Source organism: Occallatibacter savannae, from assembly GCF_003131205.1.
Taxonomy (GTDB): Bacteria; Acidobacteriota; Terriglobia; order Terriglobales; family Acidobacteriaceae; genus Telmatobacter; species Telmatobacter savannae.
The window spans coordinates 110,770-129,696 of sequence record NZ_QFFY01000001.1 but is presented as its reverse complement, the minus strand read 5'-3'; the positions used below and the strand labels follow the sequence as shown (position 1 = coordinate 129,696).

Annotated in this window: 20 protein-coding genes; 9 read left to right on the top strand and 11 right to left on the bottom strand. The window is 60.3% G+C overall.

Annotated features, from left to right (window positions below; translation table 11 throughout):
• Positions 1-137: 137 nt before the first annotated feature.
• Both DHV10_RS00615 and DHV10_RS00610 read left to right on the top strand, forming a co-directional pair.
• The gene (locus DHV10_RS00615; RefSeq protein ID WP_239461234.1) at positions 138-620 is read left to right on the top strand and encodes an ATP-binding protein; all 483 of its coding nucleotides are present in this window, start codon (positions 138-140) and stop codon (positions 618-620) included.
• A gap of 119 nt (positions 621-739) precedes the next feature.
• Complete coding sequence (locus DHV10_RS00610; protein ID WP_109484388.1) at positions 740-1,084, top strand: STAS domain-containing protein; 345 nt, start codon at positions 740-742, stop codon at positions 1,082-1,084.
• 109 nt (positions 1,085-1,193) lie between these two features.
• Here the strand turns inward: DHV10_RS00610 and DHV10_RS00605 are convergent, their stop codons facing one another.
• The 4 genes from DHV10_RS00605 to DHV10_RS00590 form a co-directional block, all read right to left on the bottom strand.
• Positions 1,194-2,228, bottom strand: coding sequence for an aldo/keto reductase (locus DHV10_RS00605; protein ID WP_204101291.1), 1,035 nt, complete (start codon positions 2,226-2,228; stop codon positions 1,194-1,196).
• 179 nt (positions 2,229-2,407) lie between these two features.
• Positions 2,408-2,608, bottom strand: coding sequence for a hypothetical protein (locus tag DHV10_RS00600; protein ID WP_162601086.1), 201 nt, complete (start codon positions 2,606-2,608; stop codon positions 2,408-2,410).
• Between the two features lie 213 nt (positions 2,609-2,821).
• The gene (locus DHV10_RS00595) at positions 2,822-3,394 is read right to left on the bottom strand and encodes a LemA family protein (RefSeq protein ID WP_109484386.1); all 573 of its coding nucleotides are present in this window, start codon (positions 3,392-3,394) and stop codon (positions 2,822-2,824) included.
• A 139-nt stretch (positions 3,395-3,533) separates the two neighbouring features.
• Positions 3,534-4,364: a TPM domain-containing protein gene (locus DHV10_RS00590; protein WP_162601085.1), complete on the bottom strand. Its 831-nt coding sequence runs from the start codon at positions 4,362-4,364 to the stop codon at positions 3,534-3,536.
• A 305-nt stretch (positions 4,365-4,669) separates the two neighbouring features.
• On the opposite strand from DHV10_RS00590, the gene DHV10_RS00585 reads away from it, so the two are divergent.
• Both DHV10_RS00585 and DHV10_RS00580 read left to right on the top strand, forming a co-directional pair.
• Positions 4,670-6,202 (top strand): PAS domain-containing sensor histidine kinase, encoded by a 1,533-nt coding sequence (locus DHV10_RS00585; RefSeq protein WP_109484384.1) that lies wholly within the window; start codon positions 4,670-4,672, stop codon positions 6,200-6,202.
• Positions 6,199-6,675, top strand: a complete 477-nt coding sequence (locus tag DHV10_RS00580; protein ID WP_109484383.1) for a response regulator — start codon at positions 6,199-6,201, stop codon at positions 6,673-6,675. The genes DHV10_RS00585 and DHV10_RS00580 overlap by 4 nt, the downstream gene beginning before the upstream one ends.
• 11 nt (positions 6,676-6,686) lie before the next feature.
• Here the strand turns inward: DHV10_RS00580 and DHV10_RS00575 are convergent, their stop codons facing one another.
• Positions 6,687-7,511: an ABC transporter ATP-binding protein gene (locus DHV10_RS00575; RefSeq protein WP_239461233.1), complete on the bottom strand. Its 825-nt coding sequence runs from the start codon at positions 7,509-7,511 to the stop codon at positions 6,687-6,689.
• Between the two features lie 104 nt (positions 7,512-7,615).
• Here DHV10_RS00575 and argJ point away from each other — a divergent pair, with 104 nt between their 5' ends.
• The 3 genes from argJ (at position 7,616) to DHV10_RS00560 (ending at position 11,775) form a co-directional block, all read left to right on the top strand.
• On the top strand, positions 7,616-8,857 hold the full coding sequence (gene argJ / locus DHV10_RS00570) for a bifunctional glutamate N-acetyltransferase/amino-acid acetyltransferase ArgJ (protein ID WP_109484382.1): 1,242 nt from the start codon (positions 7,616-7,618) through the stop codon (positions 8,855-8,857).
• A gap of 63 nt (positions 8,858-8,920) precedes the next feature.
• Positions 8,921-9,826 carry a thiamine pyrophosphate-dependent enzyme gene (locus DHV10_RS00565; protein ID WP_109484381.1) on the top strand — a complete coding sequence of 302 codons (906 nt, stop codon included), beginning with the start codon at positions 8,921-8,923 and terminating at the stop codon, positions 9,824-9,826.
• A gap of 80 nt (positions 9,827-9,906) precedes the next feature.
• Positions 9,907-11,775, top strand: coding sequence for a capsule assembly Wzi family protein (locus DHV10_RS00560; protein WP_239461232.1), 1,869 nt, complete (start codon positions 9,907-9,909; stop codon positions 11,773-11,775).
• A gap of 129 nt (positions 11,776-11,904) precedes the next feature.
• Here the strand turns inward: DHV10_RS00560 and DHV10_RS00555 are convergent, their stop codons facing one another.
• From DHV10_RS00555 to DHV10_RS00540, 4 genes are all read right to left on the bottom strand, one after another.
• A complete protein-coding gene (locus tag DHV10_RS00555; protein ID WP_338042555.1) occupies positions 11,905-12,903 on the bottom strand; it encodes a tyrosine recombinase XerC in 999 nt (332 codons plus the stop codon).
• A complete protein-coding gene (locus DHV10_RS00550; RefSeq protein WP_109484380.1) occupies positions 12,900-13,970 on the bottom strand; it encodes a site-specific tyrosine recombinase in 1,071 nt (356 codons plus the stop codon). The genes DHV10_RS00555 and DHV10_RS00550 overlap by 4 nt, the downstream gene beginning before the upstream one ends.
• 83 nt (positions 13,971-14,053) lie before the next feature.
• Entirely contained in the window at positions 14,054-14,566 is a 513-nt protein-coding gene (locus DHV10_RS00545; protein WP_109484379.1) for a TlpA family protein disulfide reductase, read from the bottom strand.
• Between the two features lie 12 nt (positions 14,567-14,578).
• On the bottom strand, positions 14,579-15,064 hold the full coding sequence (locus tag DHV10_RS00540; protein WP_109484378.1) for a rhodanese-like domain-containing protein: 486 nt from the start codon (positions 15,062-15,064) through the stop codon (positions 14,579-14,581).
• A 108-nt stretch (positions 15,065-15,172) separates the two neighbouring features.
• Between DHV10_RS00540 and DHV10_RS00535 the strand changes: the two genes are divergently transcribed.
• Both DHV10_RS00535 and DHV10_RS00530 read left to right on the top strand, forming a co-directional pair.
• Positions 15,173-15,919, top strand: coding sequence for an HAD family hydrolase (locus DHV10_RS00535; protein ID WP_239461231.1), 747 nt, complete (start codon positions 15,173-15,175; stop codon positions 15,917-15,919).
• 89 nt (positions 15,920-16,008) lie between these two features.
• Positions 16,009-16,449, top strand: coding sequence for a (deoxy)nucleoside triphosphate pyrophosphohydrolase (locus DHV10_RS00530; protein WP_109484377.1), 441 nt, complete (start codon positions 16,009-16,011; stop codon positions 16,447-16,449).
• Positions 16,450-16,533: 84 nt separating this feature from the next.
• Here DHV10_RS00530 and DHV10_RS00525 read toward each other — a convergent pair whose 3' ends face one another.
• Positions 16,534-17,565 (bottom strand): SDR family oxidoreductase, encoded by a 1,032-nt coding sequence (locus DHV10_RS00525; RefSeq protein ID WP_109484376.1) that lies wholly within the window; start codon positions 17,563-17,565, stop codon positions 16,534-16,536.
• A gap of 43 nt (positions 17,566-17,608) precedes the next feature.
• Positions 17,609-18,853 carry an Nramp family divalent metal transporter gene (locus DHV10_RS00520; RefSeq protein ID WP_109484375.1) on the bottom strand — a complete coding sequence of 415 codons (1,245 nt, stop codon included), beginning with the start codon at positions 18,851-18,853 and terminating at the stop codon, positions 17,609-17,611.
• Between the last annotated feature and the right edge of the window lie 74 nt (positions 18,854-18,927).

Genomic DNA, 18,927 nt, shown 5'->3' with positions numbered 1-18,927 from the left:
CAGGTGCATCGCCTCGGCTTGCTCCAACTCAAAGCAATCCTTGACACAATCCGTTCCAACAATGAAACTGCCCTACATAGCGTCTTTTTCCACAATTCCCAAAGACGACAACTTCCTCTCGCGGTAAGGCGTAGGCTTTGCCATTCCCGGTAGAGGCGGAGACGAAGCCGGTGACCAATCCGAAGGCTGGAAAATTGAGCTTCTCGCTACCCTCCACGATGGAGAGCGTCAGCGAAATTGAGGCTGCCGCAGAGAAACTCGCCGCGGAGGCCGGCATCGATGAAGATGAGCGCTTCCGCATCACGATGGCCGTTCGCGAGGCGGCCGTCAACGCGGTCCTTCACGGCAACGACTACGATCCGGCGAAGCAGGTCACAGCCAGCTTTGAGAACAACGGCAAGTCGCTGATCTTTACCCTCGCCGACCAAGGCAAGGGCGTCGACTGGGAGAACCTCCCCGATCCGCTTGCCCCCGAGAACCTTCTCCGCGGCACCGGCCGCGGTATCTTCCTCATCCGCTCGTTCATGGATGAGGTTCACTTTCGTCAACTCCAGCCCGGCACCGAACTCACGCTCGTCAAACACATCACCCCGGCACCAGAACAGTCGCAGGCATCCTGACCGTTGCAGAAATCCCTGGATCGCAACAGAACCGATCCACAGATCTCCTTCAGTTTCGCTGGCTTGCAGTCCGGCATCAGATGCTATAACTTGTATGACTCACAAAGGAGGAAACATCCGTGGCACTAACAATCGCTTCCCGTGAATTGGACGGAGTCACTGTCCTGGACCTCAGCGGGCGGATCACCCTCGGCGAGGGGAGTGTGCAGCTGCGGGAGGCCATTCGTGACCTGATCAGCAAGGGCTCGAAGAGCATCCTGCTCAACCTCGGCGACGTGAACTACATCGACAGCTCGGGCCTGGGCGAACTCGTAGGCGCCTACACCACTGCCAAGAACCAGGGCGCGAACCTGAAGCTCCTGAACCTGACCAAGAAGGTGAAGGACGTTCTGCAGCTCACCAAGCTCTACACCGTCTTCGACGTGTACGACGACGAAGCCAGCGCCATCGCCTCCTTCAAGTAGCCGAACGCGCGACACCTCTCCCAGGTGAGTCGGTTGAACAATCCATTCTGAACGAAGGGCCATCCACGCGGATGGCCCTTTTGCTTTGCAATGAACGGGGTCGCAAGCATCAGCCGAGAGACTGCGGCTTGTGCGCGGTGCCGTCGAAGTTCGATGTCGTTTTGTAAAGCTCGAACTTCCCTTCCTGAGCGGCTGCACTCGTCCTGTCCAGCAGGCTCGCGATCTCCGACTCGTTCATCGGCTTGAAGGTGCGTGCCGCTTCAAGCGCCTGATTGAGGATCTGATCGCTGTCGATGCCGGTGATCTGCACGGCGATCGGGAGGTTCAGGCAATAGTGCAGCGCTTCAATGGGCTTGACCGTGTTGCTGTCGAGAATTTTGTGGTCGCCGAAACACTTCATCCCGAGCGGCGCGATCCCTTCGCGATTCAGCACCGGAACTACCTGCTGCGCGAAGCTGCGGAAGTGAGCATCCATGACGTTCAGCGGCATCTGCACCGCGTCGAAGTGAAAGCTGTGCTTCTTTGCAACCTCGAGCATGCGCAGATGCACGTAGGGATCTTTGTGTCCGGTGAAGCCGACGAAGCGCACCTTGCCTGCTTTCTTCGCCTCGAGCATTGCCTCCATTGCGCCGCCTTCGGCGAAGATGCGGTCCGGATCTTCGAGCCGGATCACCTCGTGAAACTGCATCAGGTCCACGTGATCCGTCTGAAGCCTCTGCAGGGATTCGTCGATCTGCTGGGCGGCGGAGGCCCTGGTTCGGCCGTCGATCTTCGTCATCAGCAGCACTTTGTTGCGGTAGCCGTCGCGAAGCGCCTTTCCCATGCGGATCTCACTCTGGCCGTCGTTATAGTCCCAGCAGTTATCGAGGAAGGTGATGCCGCTGTCGATCGCCTTGCGGATCAGGGCAATCGAGTCCGGCTCGGGGATAATGGGTTCTCCGATGTGGTATCCGCCAAGGCCGATGGCCGAAATCTTTTCGCCCGTCCGGCCCAGCGTGCGGTAAATCATCCCGCCGCTCGTCGTCTGAGCCTGACTTCCAGGGGTCTGAGCCTGGTCGTCTTGGCCGATCAGCTGGCTCGCTGCCGCCGCTCCCGCTACCGTCCCTGCCGTCTTCACAAAATCTCGCCGATTGATCTCCACCATGCACACACTCCAGTTTCTCGCTTGGATGGCGCTCGGGCGCTCGAAGGTGCCGCGGTTCGAGAAGGGTATTTGGGGCTATAGCCTTTAGCCTAGAGCCAGGAGCATGTAGCTGGGGTAGGTAAAGCCCGATGCAATCGACTCAAGCTACCGGCTACAGGCTCCCGGCTGTGAGCTGAGAGTTACAGGCTCTCCTTCACCCACGACCGAATGCTGAACACGTATACGCCGATGCAGAACAGGTTTGCCGGTATGAACCCGAGTTGCCCGGTCCGGAGTCCGATCACGCAGATGATGGCGCTATTCACGCCCGCGACAGCAAGCCCCGTCCACCGCTTGCGCCCGACCAGGATTGTGGAGAGAACCGTGAGGCAACAGGACAAATAATCTAACCGAAACACAGCGGACCACCAGCGAGAGGGATACCTCCACTCTGCCTGAGGTCCGCCACGTCTACGGTGACGAAACGCACTCGGCCCGAATCCAAGGTACTCAGCCCGAAACAGCTCGTAGCTTGGAGCCCGTAGCCTGTAGCTGAGAACGATGTAGATCGGAGAAAGGCTACGAGCTACAGGCTTCCAGCTACCTGGCTGTCTTTAGAACTTCACGTTCGGAACTTGCTGCGCCTTCTCGCTTGCCTTGAAGTACGCGTCGTTGACGTGATAACCCGCCATCCCCGCCCAGATGCTGTTCGGGAACTGCTGGATGAAGGTGTTGTAGTCCTGGATGGCTCGGTTGTAATGCAGCCGCGATACGCTGATGCGGTTTTCCGTTCCGGCAAGCTCATCCTGCAGGCGCATGAACTGCTCGCTCGATCGAAGATTCGGATAATTCTCGGTCAACAGCAGCAGGCGTCCCAGTGCGCCGTCCAGTTGGTTGTTCGCCGCGATCTTTGACTGCGGTGTCTGCGCATTCAGCATGCCGGCGCGGGCATTCGCGATCTCAGAGAACACCGAGTTCTCTTCCTTGGTGAAGCCTTTTACGGTTTCGACAAGGTTCGGAATCAAGTCCGCGCGCCGTTCCAGCTGCACGTCCACCTCAGACCATGCCGACTTCACGGTCTGATCTTTGGCTACCATCTGGTTCTTGGCGCTCACGTAGCTGCCGCCGACCAGCAGCAATGCCACAATGATTACGCCCACCACACCTAAACCAACCAACTTGCCCATAAACTCGCTTCTCCTTCGGTTCCAGAGGGCCCGTCCTAGTCCTTACGTCTCTAGTTCCGGGTCCCTGACTTGAATGTCCTCATGCCTGATACCCACTGCCTATACGAATCCCTAGTCCCTACTCCCTAATCCCTGTTCTTCACCAGCTTCCTCCGGCTCCGCCACCGCCAAAGTCTCCGCCGCCAAACCCGCCGAAGCCGCCACCCCCTGAGTCGCCGCCTCCGCCACCGCCACCCCAGCCACCGCCTCCTATGAAGGGACCGGAGCCGCCAGTGTAACGGCGCCCGCCGAGCGCACTGTTGAACAAGCCCAGCCAGAACAGAATCCGGAAGATTCCGAACCCGCCGAACATCAGAAACAGAATCAGGAACAGCAGGATTGCCCCGGCCGGCGAGCCGTTCTGCTGCCGATGGTGAACCGGGGGCGGATTCGGCAACGTGTCGCTCAGCGTGATGTGTGCGTCGTCAGCGATCACCTTGGCGACCTGCCCGACTGCGCCCACCACGGCCCCGTCGTAGTCTTTCGCGCGTAGTTCTGGAACCATGGACCGGCCGATGTCGCCGACGCGTGCGTCGTTCAGGATCCCTTCGAGCCCGTAAGCCACATCGATCCGGTACTTGCGGTCGTCGACAGCGAGCAACACCAGCACGCCCCGGTCCGAGCCCTTGGTGGCCATGTGCCACTTGTCTTCCAGTTGGGTCGCCCAGCTGGCAATGTCATCGCCGTCGGTGTTGCGGACCGTAACAACTGCAATCTGCGCGTTTGCCTTCGAGTGGTCCAGCTCCGCGCAGACGCGATCCAGCTTCTCTACCGCCTCGGGCGAAAGCACATGGGCAAAGTCACTTACGTAGTCAGTGGGCTTGGGAAGCTGGCTGACCTGCTCGGCCACCAGCATCTGGAGAGGAATGAAAACAATCGCCGCCAGCATTATCCGGCTGAGCAGCCTTGAGTTGCGGTGAAAAGCTTCCATCGCACTCAATTGTACGTTTCGGCCCGCTGATAAGTTCCCGGCGGCCGATCCCTTCGGGAGGCAAGCCTCCGTTCCGAGTCGCTCCACACAATGGAAAGGATCAGCTTCAAACCTTCGTCTAATCAAACGCATCCAAGTTCTTAAGGCGTCCTGCACCTACGCAATACTGGGCCCCCAAAATCTAGAACTGGAAGTTCGAGTGATTCTCTCCTTCGACCGGCCGTCCGGCCTCTTCTTCGCAGCGCCTGTCAAAACGCCTCATCTGACCAGAATCCGCCAGCGGGTTTCGTTCCGGAGCAGCTCCCATGGCCGCTGAATTCAATCAATCCGCCGCCTCAACCGCAAAGGTGCTCGAGTTCGCCGAACCTGCAACAGCGCCCGACCCGCACCAGCACCTGGCTGCCCTTGTCGATTGCTCCGATGAACCAATCATCAGCAAGCGTCTCGACGGGACGATCATAAGTTGGAACGCGGCGGCAACCCGAGTCTTCGGATACCAGCCCAGCGAGATCATCGGCAAGTCGATCCTCACGCTCATTCCTCCTGAACTGCAGCACGAGGAGACTGAGATTCTTCGCAAACTCCGCGGCGGCGAGCGCATTGAGCACTTCGAAACCACCCGCATGCGGAAGAACGGCGAACGCTTCCCGATCTCGGTGACGATCTCGCCTATCCGCGACGCCTCCGGACGGATCGTGGCTGCCTCGAAGATCGCGCACGATATTTCCGAGGGCCGCAGGAACCAGGAGAGCCTCTCGCGCCTGGCGGCCATTGTGGACTCCGCGGATGACGCTATCATCGGCAAAACTTTGAACGGCATCGTGACCAGCTGGAACCGGTCAGCTGAACGCATCTTCGGTTACACCGCCGACGAGATGATCGGCCAATCCATCCTTCGCCTGATTCCCGAGGGCCTCCAGTACGAAGAAGATGAGATTCTCCGCAAGCTCAGAGCCGGCGAGCGCATCGATCACTATGAGACTACGCGCAAAAAGAAGAGCGGCGAGCTCTTCCAGGTCTCGGTGACGATTTCGCCGATCGTGGATCACTCCGGCAGAGTCATAGGCGCTTCCAAGATTGCCCGTGACATCTCCGACAAGAAGCGCGTTGAGCAGTTGCTCATTCAGTCAGAGAAGCTGGCGGCAACCGGCCGCATGGCTGCCGCGATTGCGCACGAGATCAACAATCCGCTCGAGTCGCTGATAAACGTCATCTTTTTGGCCCGCCAGCACTCCGCACCGGAGAGCCGCGTGAATCAACTTCTGCTCACGGCGGAGCAGGAGTTGGAGCGCGTCTCTCACATCGCGCGTCAGACACTCGGCTACTACAAAGACACTGGCGCGCCCTCGAACGTACACGTTCACGATCTCATTCAAAATGTGCTGACTGTCTACAACTCCAAGATGATGTCTTCCGACATCGCCGTGGACTCCTGCTTCAACGACCTTCAGAAGATTAGCGTCAGCAAGGGCGAGATGCTGCAGGTCTTCTCCAATGTCATCGCCAATGCAATCGACTCCATGAAGCAGGGGGGCGTGCTCACCATCAGCGCTCGAAACGTATTGAGCACTCCTCAGGATGGCATCGAGATCGTCATTCGCGATACCGGCTGCGGCATCGAGCAGGAGAATCTATCGCGCGTCTTTGAGCCATTCTTCACTACCAAGGGCATTCTCGGCACAGGCATCGGTCTCTGGGTTGCCAAGCAGCTCGTCTCCCGGCGCGGTGGGCAAATTTCCATCGCAAGCAGCACCACGCCCAAGAGCTCCGGAACCACCGTCACGATCTTCATCCCGTTTGCCCAACCGCCAGCCTCCCCAGAAGGCGAGCTCTCATGAGCGATTTCGCACAGCCGTTCTTCACCGGCTCCCGGTTCTACGCTGCCGACGAACCGACAAAAATTCCCCCCGAAGCCGGCCATGAGGCCGCCGATCCCCATCGCAAAGTTGAAAACTCGGCCAAGGTCCTCGTCGTTGACGATCAGCGTCTCATTGCCGACACGCTCGCGGAGATTCTGAACAACACCGGCTTCGACGCAGTGGCCGCGTACGACGGATTCGACGCGCTCGATAAAGCATCGCGCTTTCATCCGCACTGGATCGTCACCGACGTCCTTATGCCGCGCATGAATGGTGTTGAGCTCGCCATCGCGCTGCGCAAGAACTACCCGTCCAGTTCCATCCTGCTCTTCTCAGGCCAGGCCGGCATCTCCGACATCCTGAACGATGGCTACCGTCAGGGCTACCAGTTCGAGCTGCTCGCCAAGCCCATCCACCCCATGAGGCTCATCGAGCGTCTCAAGCAGAATTAAGCCCCACCACACTACCAGCTGTGCAGCCACTCTTCGTCGCGCCCTATCCTGACCGGCGCTCCGAAGAGCTCACTCAGCCTTGGTTCGGTCAGCAACTCTTCGCGCGGCCCGTCGCCTACGATGCGGCCTCCGCGCATCAGAATCACTCGCTCGATTTCAGGCAGTATGTCTCCAAGATGATGTGTCACCAGCACCAGTCCTGTGCCCTCCTGCGCCAGCCTGCGCAGGGTTTCGCGCAGCTCCCGCTGGGCAGCGAGATCCAGCGCGTTTGAAGGTTCGTCGAGGAGTAGTTGTTTCGGCCTGTGGACCAGCGCGCGCGCGATCATAATGCGCCGTTTCTCTCCGGCCGACATTTCGCCGACGAGCTGCTCGGCCAGGTGCGACGCCTCCATGCGCCCCAGCGCTTCACGCGCACGCTCCCGCATGTCATCGGTCACATGAAGATTCGGCCACAGTGTCGACGCCGAAAAGAATCCCGCGACCACCGCATCCAATCCCGTCGTCACCGCGGTGCGCTCGCCGGGAAGCTCTCCAACAAGGCCGGCGCCCACCACGCCGAAGTGTTTTCGCAGCTGCGTCAGATCCCAACGGTCTCGCCCGAAGATCCTCACCTGCATCCCCGGCACCACCATCGGATAGATCTGGCACGTGATGGTGAAAATCAGAGTCGACTTCCCGCAGCCGTTCGGCCCGAGAATCGCGACGTGCTCTCCTGCTCGAATCGTCAGGTTCACATCGTGCAGCACCACGCGATCTCCGCGCGCAACGTTCACGTTCCGCAACTCAAGAAACTGATGCGCGTCCTGCGCCGCGTCGATCTCTTCGAACTCCGTCACCAGGCTCCCCTCGCAAGCATCCTTTGTTAGATTAAATGGGTTGAATCCTTTTTCTCCGGCGCGCGATTCGCGCTTACACAAAGCACACACCAGACCCTGAACTCATGAGCGATCTTTCCCAATTCGTGATTCCCCGCGGGTTCCGCTTCGGCGCTACGAAGGCCGGCCTGAAACAGAGCGGCCGCACCGATTTCGCACTCATCGTGGCTGACGCGCCTGCGTCCGCGGCTGCCGCGTTTACAGCCAACAAGGTGAAAGCTGCTCCCCTGCTCGTCGACGCGGAACACCTGCGCGCTACGAGCGGCAAGGTGCGCGTCGTCGCCATCAATGCCGGCAATGCCAACTGCGCCGTCGGTCAGGCGGGGCTCGACGCAGCAGGAGCCACATGCGTAGCCGCTGCATCCACCTTCGGATGCAAACCAGAAGAGGTCTTCCCTTCCTCCACCGGAGTCATTGGCGTTCCCTTGCCCGCTGAGAAGCTCATCGCCGTTCTCCCGGAACTCGCAAATTCTCTCGGCTCGCAGTCCGATCACTTCCAGCAGGTCGCCGAAGCCATCATCACGACCGACACGGTCGAGAAGACCGCCTTCGCACGCGTCGAAATCACGGCACCCGAAATCGACAGCGACGCCGAAATCCCGCAGGAGGTTCGCATCGCCGGCGTCTGCAAAGGCTCGGGCATGATTCATCCTCAGCTCGTGCCGCACGCCACCATGCTGGTGTACATCATGACCGACGCCGCTCTCGAGCCGGCGGTGCTCGACGGCTATCTTCGCGACGCGATTGAGACCAGCTTCAATCGGATCTCCGTCGACGGCGACACCTCGACGAACGACACGGTGCTCCTCCTCGCATCAGGCGCCAGCGGCGCGCACATCGGCCCGGGCAATCGCGACTTTGCCACCGCGCTGAACCAGGTCTGCACGTCACTCGCCCGGCAGGTCGTTGGCGACGGCGAGGGCGTTTCTCACGTTGTCGAACTTCGCATCAACGGCGCACTCTCCGACGCGGAAGCCGTTCGCGTTGCGAAGGCCATCGCGCATTCGCCCCTCGTCAAAACCGCGTGGGCCGGCTGCGATCCCAACTGGGGACGACTCATGGCCGCCATCGGCTACTCCGGCGCGCAGATCGATCCTGAACGCATCGACATCTCCTTCGGAGATCTGCCGATCTGCCGCAATGGTGGACGCGCAGCGGAGTTCAACGAGACTGCGGCGCATGCCTACATCCAACAGCCGGAGTTTTCCATCAGCATCGATCTACACCAGGGCTCGGGCAGCTGCAAGTTCTGGACCACCGACCTTACGCACGAGTACATCCGCATCAACGCCGACTACACCACCTAGCATCCAATCTTGCTGTACAGCCCACAAAACGAATCGCACCACAAGGGATATTGAACAGCACTCATGCCGAAGAAACAGACCAAGCCGGATAAAACATCCGAGAAACCCTTTTCCCTTATCCCCGGCGAAAAGCTCCTCGCCATCTACTCTGCGATGCTGAAGTGCCGCCTGCTGGAGCAGCGTGCCACCGCTCTCTTCCAACAGGGCAAGCTCGACAGCGATCTGCATCTCTCTTCCGGGCGCGAAGCCACAGCTGCCGCCTCCGTCATCGACCTGGAGCGCACAGACACGCTATGCCTCGCACCTCACGACTGGCTTCCTGCCTTCGTAAAAGGTATGTCTCTTGAGACGCTCTTTCGCGCGCTCGCTCCATCTCGGCTGCAAGGAGACGGCCCCCTCCGTATTGAAGCGGAGCATAAGAACGTTTTCGACGGCTCGTCTGACCTTCAGCAGGTGCTGCTCGATCAAGCCGACGCAGCATTCACCGACAAGAAGTCCGCAGTCGCCGCCGCGTTTATCCCGGCAGGCGGTGCTTCTCTCAACGAGTGGAAGAGGACAATTGAAACCGCAGGCTCGCGAAAGCTGCCGGCCATATTCATCCACTACACAGAATCGGCCGAAGACACGCCGACTGCGCGCTCGGCAAAGCCGGAGGCGCTGGTTCATGGCGTCCCATCAATTGCCGTCGACGCGCGCGATCCCGTTGCTGTGTACCGCGTAGCCTACGAAGCGATCGTCCGTGCCCGCCAGCTTCGGGGAGCGACGCTGATTTCGTGCATGATCGACTCGCCCGTCTCTACTCCGAACAACGGAGGGAGCCAGGCACCCGAGCCCATTGCGCTCGATCCGGTGGCCGCTATGGAGGCGTACCTCAAGAGCAAGAAGATCGAACACGAGGTTCACAATCGCGAGGTCATTGAAGCATTCAACCGCGATCTCGATCTAGCTACCCGATTCCTCGATAAGTAGTCCAAAACAACATATTTGGGCCTCATACCCTGTTCATGGCTCGATGCGCTTCGGACCAACTCGAATGATAAAGTGAAACCATGAGCGTTAGCAGTCGCGGAGTGCTTGCTGCTGTATTTTCGGCAGTGTTTTCGATAGGAATCCTTGTCTCAAGTCCGTTCTCGCACGAGGCTTCAGCGCAGGCACTGCCCGATACAAGCCGCCCCATCCCCGTATGCGAGCCCGCAACGCTCGACTCGCCCTACATTCCAGTGGACAGCTGGATCTATCCCGCCGTAATGCGCCTCTATGGCCTTGGCTATCTCGACACGGTCTACCTCGGCATGCGTCCATGGACCCGCTCCAGTATCGAGGGAATGCTCGAAGAGGTCAGCGCGCGCATCTCCGACGCTGAAGACTACGGCGATGCAACTAGCTCTGAAGCACAGCAGATTTACGACGCAGTCGATCGCGAACTCCACCCCGACATGAGCGGACCCTGCGGCGTCTTTCAGGGTCACGTGCGCATCGAGTCGGCCTACAGCGCTGTGCGTGCAATCTCCGGAACACCGCTGCACGATAGCTTCCACCTCGGCTCGAGCATCATCAACGACTATGGGCGCCCCTTCGAAAACGGGATCAACAACTACACGGGCCTGAGCGGCTATGCATCCGCAGGCCGGTTCCTGGTCTATGCACGGGGCGAGTTTCAGGGAGCCCCTTCCGCAGCTGGTTACTCCTCCGGGCTTGCGCAGGTTCTTTCTGCTGTCGATGGAATCCCCACTGATCCGAATACGCTCCGGATCTATCCGCAGGCCACCATACCGCAGGGCCCCATCGGCACGACAACGCGCGCTCGTTTTCTCGAGGCTTACGTGTCTACCCGGTTCCTCAATCACGAGATCTCGCTCGGCAAGCAGGATGACTGGCTTGGACCTGGGCTCGGGGGCGGCTTCGCCTTCTCAAACAATGCCGAGAATTTCTACTCGTTCCGCATCAATCGTGTCGAGCCTCTTCACGTACCGGGCCTTTCTTACATCACCGGCCCCTTCCGCTACGAGTTCGTGGTAGGCGGACTGCACGGCCACACGTACGTTCCTAATCCTGCTTATCCGGGCCCCGGTCAACCGAACGTCATCACACCCGGCAACCCCTGGATGCACATCGAGAAGATCAGCTTTCGTCCCACAGAGAACCTCGAGTTCGGGTTCGAGCGCTCGGCGATCTGGGGAGGCAAAGGCCATGGGCCGATCACGCTGCACACCTTCCTGAAGAGCTTCTTCAGTCTTGCGTCTCCGACGAACGGCGACAAGCTTGGGCGTAATGATCCCGGAGCGCGCTTCGGTTCGTTCGATTTTTCCTACCGGCTTCCTTACATGCGCCACTGGCTGACTCTCTATGCCGATGGCGAAGTCCACGACGACGTCTCGCCGATCGACGCTCCGCGCCGAGCAAGCTGGCGTCCGGGATTCTATCTATCCCATCTACCCGGCATACCGAAACTCGACCTGCGCGCGGAAGGCGTCTACACCGATCCGCCGATTCGCACCAGCAACGGCGGCCGCTTCATGTACTGGGAATATCTTCAGAAGAACGGGTACACCAACAATGGCCAGATGATGGGGGACTGGGTCGGCCGCGAGGGCAAAGGCGGGCAGGCGTGGATCACCTGGCACCTCTCCGGCGACGAATCTATTCAGGTAAGCGTACGCCATCATAAAGTCGCTAAGGACTTCATCCCCGGCTCAACCACGGAGATCGATCCCACTACGGGGACCTACATCCAGGGCGGAACGACGCTCAATGACGTGAGCTTCCAGGCTGTGAAGCGCCTTCGCAGCGACCTCGAGATCAACGGCAACTTCACCTACGAGCACTGGAAGGCGCCGATTTACCTGCCCGGCCAGCAGACCGTGACCACCACTACGATCAAGCTCACCTGGTTCCCGCAGCGCAAGATCAGCTTTTAAGGCTCGTCATACTCAGTCGGATGCCCCAGTTCTCCCGTAAATGGAGACCTGGGAATCGGCTTGCATCCAAATAACACCGCTGAAGGTGTATCGGCTCAAACTGACAACTGAAGACTGAGGACTGAGGGCTCAGCGTGCCCGGGGGTGGGTCTTGTCGTACACCGCTTCCAACTGCGCGGTCGTGAGCTGGGTATACCGCTGTGTAGTCGACAGGCGCTCGTGTCCCAGCAATTCCTGGATAGCCCTGAGATCTGCGCCTTCTTCCAGCAAGTGCGTGCCAAAAGCGTGACGCAGCGTATGCGGGTGCACATCCGCGGAAAGCCCTCGCAGAATCGCAACCCGCTTTACGATTCTGCCGACGCTTCGCGTTGTCAGGCGTCCTTCGCCGGCGGGCTTCCCTACCCCGCGTAGCTGAAGGCTCAGGAACAGCGCCGGAGTTTCGGCACGTACATTTGCGAACTTTGCCTTGAGGCGCGCCGATCTTTCCGCCAGATAGGCCCGCAGCGCCTGCGCGGCTGCATCTCCCAGCGGAATCAGCCGTTGCTTCTGCCCCTTGCCTCGAACGAGAATCGCGTCGTTCCCCCAGTGAATATCGGCGATGTTCAAGCCCGTCAGCTCTGCATTACGAATGCCGCAGCCATAAAGCAGCTCAAGGATTGCTTTGTCCCGTGCCGGCCAGCTCGCGGCATCGTCGTCCACGTTGTCGACAACGCGGTTCATCTGCTCGATCGAGGGCACGCGCGGAAGGTGTTTCGGCAGCTTGGGCGTCGCTACAAGGGAGGCGACATTCTGCTCCACGTGTCCGGCCCGCGCCAGCCACTTGAACCAGCTTCGAATCGCGGCAAGCGCTCGCGCGGTGGACGCTTTTGACAATCCGCGCTCGAGCAGTGTTCCGAGATAGGTGCGAATATGCAGGTGCTCGATCTGATCCACTCGCACAATCGCCGCGTGCCGAGCCCCCATGTGGCTCGCGAAATTCATCAGCTCCCGCTGATAGGCACGCAACGTATGCGCCGAGGATCCGCGCTCGTTCGCAAGAACGCGTAGATACTCATCGACCAATCCAGCTAAAGGCGGAGGGGCCTGCTGCTCTGCGTCTTCCTCGATCTCGGCATCGGATCGAATCACGCCGGCTCTCCCGTGTCAGGAATGAGCCCATCGGGCGTCTTCAACTCGCGTTGGCGGTCTTTGCCGCCACGAATGACTCTCAACCCGTTCGCGGGCGACGTTGTCCCGGGATCGGCGGAGTTTTCCTGCGCCCGCGCCTTGGCCCGCGGATGATGTTCGCGATGCACCTGTTTCAATCGCCCCAGCGCCAGGTGCGTATACACCTGCGTGGTCGAAATGTCTGCATGTCCCAGCATGACCTGTACGCTGCGCAGGTCTGCCCCGTGCTCGACCATATGCGTTGCGCAGCTGTGGCGGAGCTTGTGCGGGCTCGCATCCTTGTTGCTCATTTTCACTAGGTGCCACACCCATTGCCGGGTCAGCGGCATCCCGCGCAGCGATAAGAACAATCGCGTTGCATCGTGTCCAGCCGGATTTGTTTTGCGCTTCGTGCTGATGCGCGCGAGATGCGGCCGTCCTGTCCGCAGATACTCCTCGAGCGCCTCCACGGCTGAGCGCCCCAGCGGCACAATGCGCTCCTTGTCACCCTTCCCTCGTACAAGCACGCGGCCTGCGTCGAGCGCGAGGTCGCCAGTACCCAGTCCTGTTATCTCGGAAACGCGCAATCCGCCGGCATAAAGCAGTTCCAGAATCGCCCTATCGCGCAGCGCAGTCGCCTGGGCCTGGGGATGCTCGGCCGTCATGGCCGCGCGCTCCAGCATCTCCGCGACTTCCGGCTCCGGCAGCGACTTTGGCAGGACCTTCCATGCCTTCGGAGACTCGATGTTCACGGTGGGGTCGTGATGGATGCGGCGATCGAGCAGCAGCCATTTATAGAAGCCGCGCAGGCAGCTCAGCTTTCGCGCGGCGCTTCGCGAGTCGATGGAGTGCGTTCGCAGGTGTTCCAGGAACGCAGCGACATCCTGCTGCGTCGCGGTGACCAGGACGCCCTGCCGGCCTTCAAGAAACTCGGCAAACGTCTTCAGATCTCCGTCGTAAGCCTCGCAGGTGAGCGGCCGCAACCCCTTCTCAACGCGCAGATAAGCTTGATAGTCCTTCAGCAGAACGAGGTTGCTTTCCGTGCCCACACGTTCGATTATCCCTGCAGAGGAACGTGAGTTCCTGCCGCGCACAGACTCGTTGAACCTCGTTCATCAAGGCATCAAGTTCGTCAACGCGTTTCGGGTGACTCGTCGAGAAGTGCCTTCACCCGCGACTCCAGTTGCTTGAGATCCGCCTCGCCTTTGATCTTCGCCACAATGGTTCCCTTGCGATCGATCAAGAACGTGATCGGCAATCCCAGTACTCCGCCGTAAGCATCGCCGAGTTTCGCGTCTCCCAATAGAACCGGGTAGGTCAAATGCAGCCTGCGCACCGTCCTCTTTACCGGCGCATCTCCGTCGTCCATGGAAACGGCAAGCACCTGCAGCCCTTTCGGACCATACTTCTTCTGCCACGCTTCGAATCGGGGCAACTCCACCTGGCACGGCGCGCACCACGTGGCCCAGAAGTTGAGCAGAACCACCTTGCCTCGATAACTTTTGAGGTCGACCTGCTTCCCGGTCAGACCCGTCCGCACGAATTGCGGAGCCGGCTTGTGCACCAGATCCGTCGCCGGCTGCGCCGATCCCGCACACAACCCACCCATCATCCCGCATACCAGCAATGCCGCAAGGCGCCGCATCGTTCCGTGAACCTACTCCCCGCGGTCTGTTGGGTAGCCCTTGCTCGCCCAGTCGTCCCCGAAGTTGTTCGCCAGGTAAAGCGCCTTCACATTCGTGAACCCCAGATCGTGCAACTGCTTGTATGCGGGGCCGATGTTCGGGCACCTTCCCCACGGGCAGCAGCCGCAATAGATCACGATCAGCTGATCCTTCTTTATGGGCCCGGTGACCTTCTTCAACAGCGCCAGCCCGCTCGGCTGCGATCCCGGCCCGGCAAATTTCGAGCCCGGAATATGCGCCTGCTGGAACATGACTCGCGAACCCACCTGCAGCACCACTGGCCGCTCCGCGCCATCCGTCTTCAGCAGCGTCACCAACTCAGCAGGCTGCATCTGCTGCGCCTGCGGAACGGTGCTGGCGCTTAGCGGCGCCGAGGCCGGGCTGGAAAACTGCGCCTGCGCTCCAACCGTGAAGCCCACAAACGACAGAAAAACAACGCACTTTAACAACGAATTCATATCGTTCCATAACTCCAGAGATAACCCTTCATTCTAGCGGCCCGTGCGCCAGCCCCCTGTGATCGACGACAATAGAGTTGGACACTTTCAACAAAGGATCAGATTCGCTTGTCTGCCACGCAACTCGAACTCACCCGCTGGACCGCTGAACAACTTCATCATCTCGTCTTGCAATCCGCCCCCAAGGTCGCCATTTTCGACTGCGACGGCACTCTCTGGGGTGGCGACTCCGGCAACGGCTTCATGGTCTGGACCATCGACCAGGGCCTGGTCTCCCGCTCCACATCCGACTGGATGGACACCCGCTATCGCGCTTACGTTGCGGGAACGGTCAGTGAAGTCCAGATCTGCGGCGACATGGTTCAGATGTACGCGGGCCTCCACGAGCAGGAACTCCGCTCCGCCGCCGAACGCTACTTCAACCAGTTTGTTCGTCCGCGCATCTTTGCTGAAGTTGCAGCGCTCGTCGAAAAGCTCCGCGGCGCCAGCGTCGAGCTCTGGGCCGTCAGTTCCACCAACAAATGGGTGATTTCTGCGGGCGTTCGCGAGTTCGGCATCCCCGAAGACCGCATTCTTGCCGCTGAAGTCAGAGTCGCCGACGGCATCATCACCAGCGAACTCGTCGATGTCCCCACCGGTCCAGCCAAGGCCGCGGCTCTCCGTCGCGCGGGTCTGCCGCATCCCGATGCCGTCTTTGGCAACTCCCTGCACGACCTCGCCATGCTCGAAATTGCCGCGCACGCCTACCCGGTGAATCCGTCGCTCGGTTTGCTGGAAGAATGCGCGAAACGCGGGTGGGGCTACTTCCGGCCAAGTGAGATCGTAGACGCGCCCGCTCCGGTCGCCGGCGAGTAAACGATCCGCTCCGGTCGAAGCAGCTGTTGCCGGCGCGATCTGTTGTCCTGGTCACATCGCCCAGGTAACGCAGCATTTACACTAGAGGCGTGGAAGACCCGCAGCCCATCCCCAAGTCGCGTCCTGCGGGCCCCGCCCTCCGCTTCGTCGTCGCCGGGTTGCTCGTGCGCGATGGCCTTATCCTCATCTGCCAGCGCCGCCCAGACCAGCCGATGGCGCTGCAGTGGGAGTTTCCGGGGGGCAAGATCGAGCAGGGCGAAAGCCCCGAACAGGCCCTCTCCCGCGAACTGAATGAAGAGCTCGGAATTCGCGCGACGATCGGTCCCCACGTCACGCACATCCGCCACAACTACCGACACGGCGGCGCAGTCGATCTCCAGTTCTACGCGATCACCTCTTTCGAAGGCGAACTCGAGAACAAGATCTTCCACCAGCTCAAGTGGGTCAGGCTCGAAGAACTCCCCGAGTACGACTTCCTGGCCGCCGACCGCGGCCTGATCAAGGACCTCGCCGCCGGCAAGCTGCTCTAGATTTAGTCCAAGCTGTGCGCAGCCTGAGGGACTGCGGAAATCCCTATCTCGCTTGGTTTTTACTCACTGCTCACTTTGCGCTACTCACGATCTCTTCACCAGCCCCAACTTCACCAGGCTCTCTCCCGTCGCCACCACGCTGTCCTCTCGCGACCTCGGTTTCCAGCCCAGCACGCGTTGTGCCTTCTCGCTCGTTGCGTTCTTCCATTTGCCCAGTTCCGGAATGATTTGCTTCACCGCCGGATCTTTGAAGCGCGCAAGCCGCACCATCCAGTCGGGCAGCTGCCGCGTCGGAACTCGTCGCGCGTGCTCGCCCATGCGCTCCTTCAGCGCGCAGGCAATCTCGATCAGCCACATGAAGTCGCCGGCTACGGCAAGGAATCGCTCGCTCTTCGCCGCGGGATCCGTCATCGCGCGCAGATGCAGATCCGCAACGTCCCGCACATCCACCACGCCGAAGCTCATCCGCGGCACGCCCGGCAGCGCGCCATTCAGCATCTTCTCGACCAGCATGATGGAAGTCGCATAGTCGGGCCCCAGCACCGGCCCGAAGACGCCCACCGGATTCACCGCGGCCAGTTCCAGGCCCGCGCCTTCGCGATCAATAAAGTCCCAGGCGGCCCGCTCGGCCAGTGTCTTGGACTTGGTATAAGGCATCACGTCCGCACCGTTCGGAATGGTCCAGTCCTTCTCGGTGAAGACTTCCTGCCGCTCCGGATGTCCGTATCCAATTGCTGCGAATGAGGACGTCAGCACCACCCGCTTGACGCCCGCATCGCGCGATGCGCGCAACACCCGCAACGCTCCCTCGCGCGCCGGAACGATCAGCTCGTTCTCGTCTTTGGGAATCTGCGATGGAAACGGCGAGGCGATGTGCAGCACATACTCGCAACCCGCAACCGCCGCCGGCCAGCCCGTATCACTCATCAGGTCCGCAGCCACAAACGAGAGCTGCTCGCCCGGCTCCGCTCCGCCGTTCCGCAGCATCGCTCGTACATCCGCCTCGCGGCTCAGGTTCCGCACCGTCGTGCGCACCCTGTACCCCGCAGCCAGCAGCTGCAGCATCGTGTGGCTTGCAATGAACCCAGATCCGCCCGTCACCAGAACCGTTGTCATCAGCTCACTCCGATCTCGCATCCAGTCCCGTGCAGCTGTCGAATCAGCTGTGCGGCATGACCAGCATGGCTCCGGTCATGCCTATCACGATGATGCTGGTGCCCCACGCAATCACGTTCCACAGCGTCGAGTTCCGATGCTCTCCCATCAGATCCTTGCGATTGATGAGCAGAAGCATCAGGATGATCACAACCGGAAGCAGGACTCCGTTCAGCACCTGCGAGTAGATTGCGAATTTGATCAGTTTGGAATCGGGCAGCAGCAGCACCGTTACCGCGCCGCCCACGACCAGCCCGGTGTAGAGCCAATAGAAGAACGGAGCCTCTTTGAAGCTCTTGTCCACGCCCGACTCGAAACCCAGGCCCTCGCATACCGTGTAGGCCGTTGAGAGCGGCAGGATCGACGCCGCAAACACGGACGCATTGAACAGGCCGAACGCGAATAGAAGGAACGCGTAGTCCCCCGCCAGCGGCTTCATCGCCTCGGCCGCATCCGAGGCCACCGTAATCGCGCCCATTCCGTGCACGAACAGTGTCGCCGCGCAAGCCACCACGATGAACCACGCCACGATGTCCGTGAAGAAGCTGCCGACAATGACGTCAAGCCGCGACGCGGGATAATCCTTGACCCGGATCCCCTTCTCCACCACCGACGACTGCAGGTAGAACTGCATCCACGGCGCGATCGTCGTGCCTACGATGGCAATCGCCGTGTAGATATAGTCGCCATTGCTCCAGACAGATTTCGCGGGCAGTTGAATGGTGGCCAGCAGCGCATCGTGCCAGCTGGGCTGGCTGAGGACGCCGGCGAAGATGTAGGCGATGTAAACGACCGACGCAACCAGGAAGATCTTTTCGGTGCTCTTGTAATTCCCTTTCACCACCATGAGCCAGACAAGCGCGGCGCAAATGGGCACGCTGGCGAATTTCGTCACGTGAAAGAGATGGAGCGACCCCGTTATGCCGATGAACTCCGTCACGACGTTCGTGTAGTTCACCACGACCAGCAGGATCATGAGCACAAACGTAAGCCGAAGCCCGAACTCTTCGCGGATCAGATCGCTGAGTCCCTTGCCCGTCACAACGCCCATCCGGGCGCACATCTCCTGCACCACGATCAGCGCAACAGTGATGGGAAGCATCGTCCAGAGCAGCGTGTAGCCGTACTGCGCGCCTGCCTGGGAGTAGGTGAGGATTCCGCCCGAGTCGTTATCGACGTTGGCTGTAATAAATCCGGGGCCAAGAATGGCCGCAAACAGCAGTATCCGGTTTCGCCAGCGTCTCCACATGCGCTCGGTGCATTCCTAGGGTGGGTTCATTTCTTCTGCCAAATCGACCATAACAGGCCCCACCACGATTGGCG

Excerpts from the sequence above, each read along its gene's own strand:
- DHV10_RS00605 (WP_204101291.1), bottom strand. The coding sequence starts at position 2,228 with ATGGTGGAGATCAATCGGCGAGATTTTGTGAAGACGGCAGGGACGGTA.
- DHV10_RS00595 (WP_109484386.1), bottom strand. The coding sequence starts at position 3,394 with ATGGGCAAGTTGGTTGGTTTAGGTGTGGTGGGCGTAATCATTGTGGCA.
- DHV10_RS00590 (WP_162601085.1), bottom strand. The coding sequence starts at position 4,364 with ATGGAAGCTTTTCACCGCAACTCAAGGCTGCTCAGCCGGATAATGCTG.
- DHV10_RS00585 (WP_109484384.1), top strand. The coding sequence starts at position 4,670 with ATGGCCGCTGAATTCAATCAATCCGCCGCCTCAACCGCAAAGGTGCTC.
- DHV10_RS00580 (WP_109484383.1), top strand. The coding sequence starts at position 6,199 with ATGAGCGATTTCGCACAGCCGTTCTTCACCGGCTCCCGGTTCTACGCT.
- argJ (WP_109484382.1), top strand. The coding sequence starts at position 7,616 with ATGAGCGATCTTTCCCAATTCGTGATTCCCCGCGGGTTCCGCTTCGGC.
- DHV10_RS00565 (WP_109484381.1), top strand. The coding sequence starts at position 8,921 with ATGCCGAAGAAACAGACCAAGCCGGATAAAACATCCGAGAAACCCTTT.
- DHV10_RS00560 (WP_239461232.1), top strand. The coding sequence starts at position 9,907 with ATGAGCGTTAGCAGTCGCGGAGTGCTTGCTGCTGTATTTTCGGCAGTG.
- DHV10_RS00545 (WP_109484379.1), bottom strand. The coding sequence starts at position 14,566 with ATGCGGCGCCTTGCGGCATTGCTGGTATGCGGGATGATGGGTGGGTTG.
- DHV10_RS00540 (WP_109484378.1), bottom strand. The coding sequence starts at position 15,064 with ATGAATTCGTTGTTAAAGTGCGTTGTTTTTCTGTCGTTTGTGGGCTTC.
- DHV10_RS00525 (WP_109484376.1), bottom strand. The coding sequence starts at position 17,565 with ATGACAACGGTTCTGGTGACGGGCGGATCTGGGTTCATTGCAAGCCAC.
- DHV10_RS00520 (WP_109484375.1), bottom strand. The coding sequence starts at position 18,853 with ATGTGGAGACGCTGGCGAAACCGGATACTGCTGTTTGCGGCCATTCTT.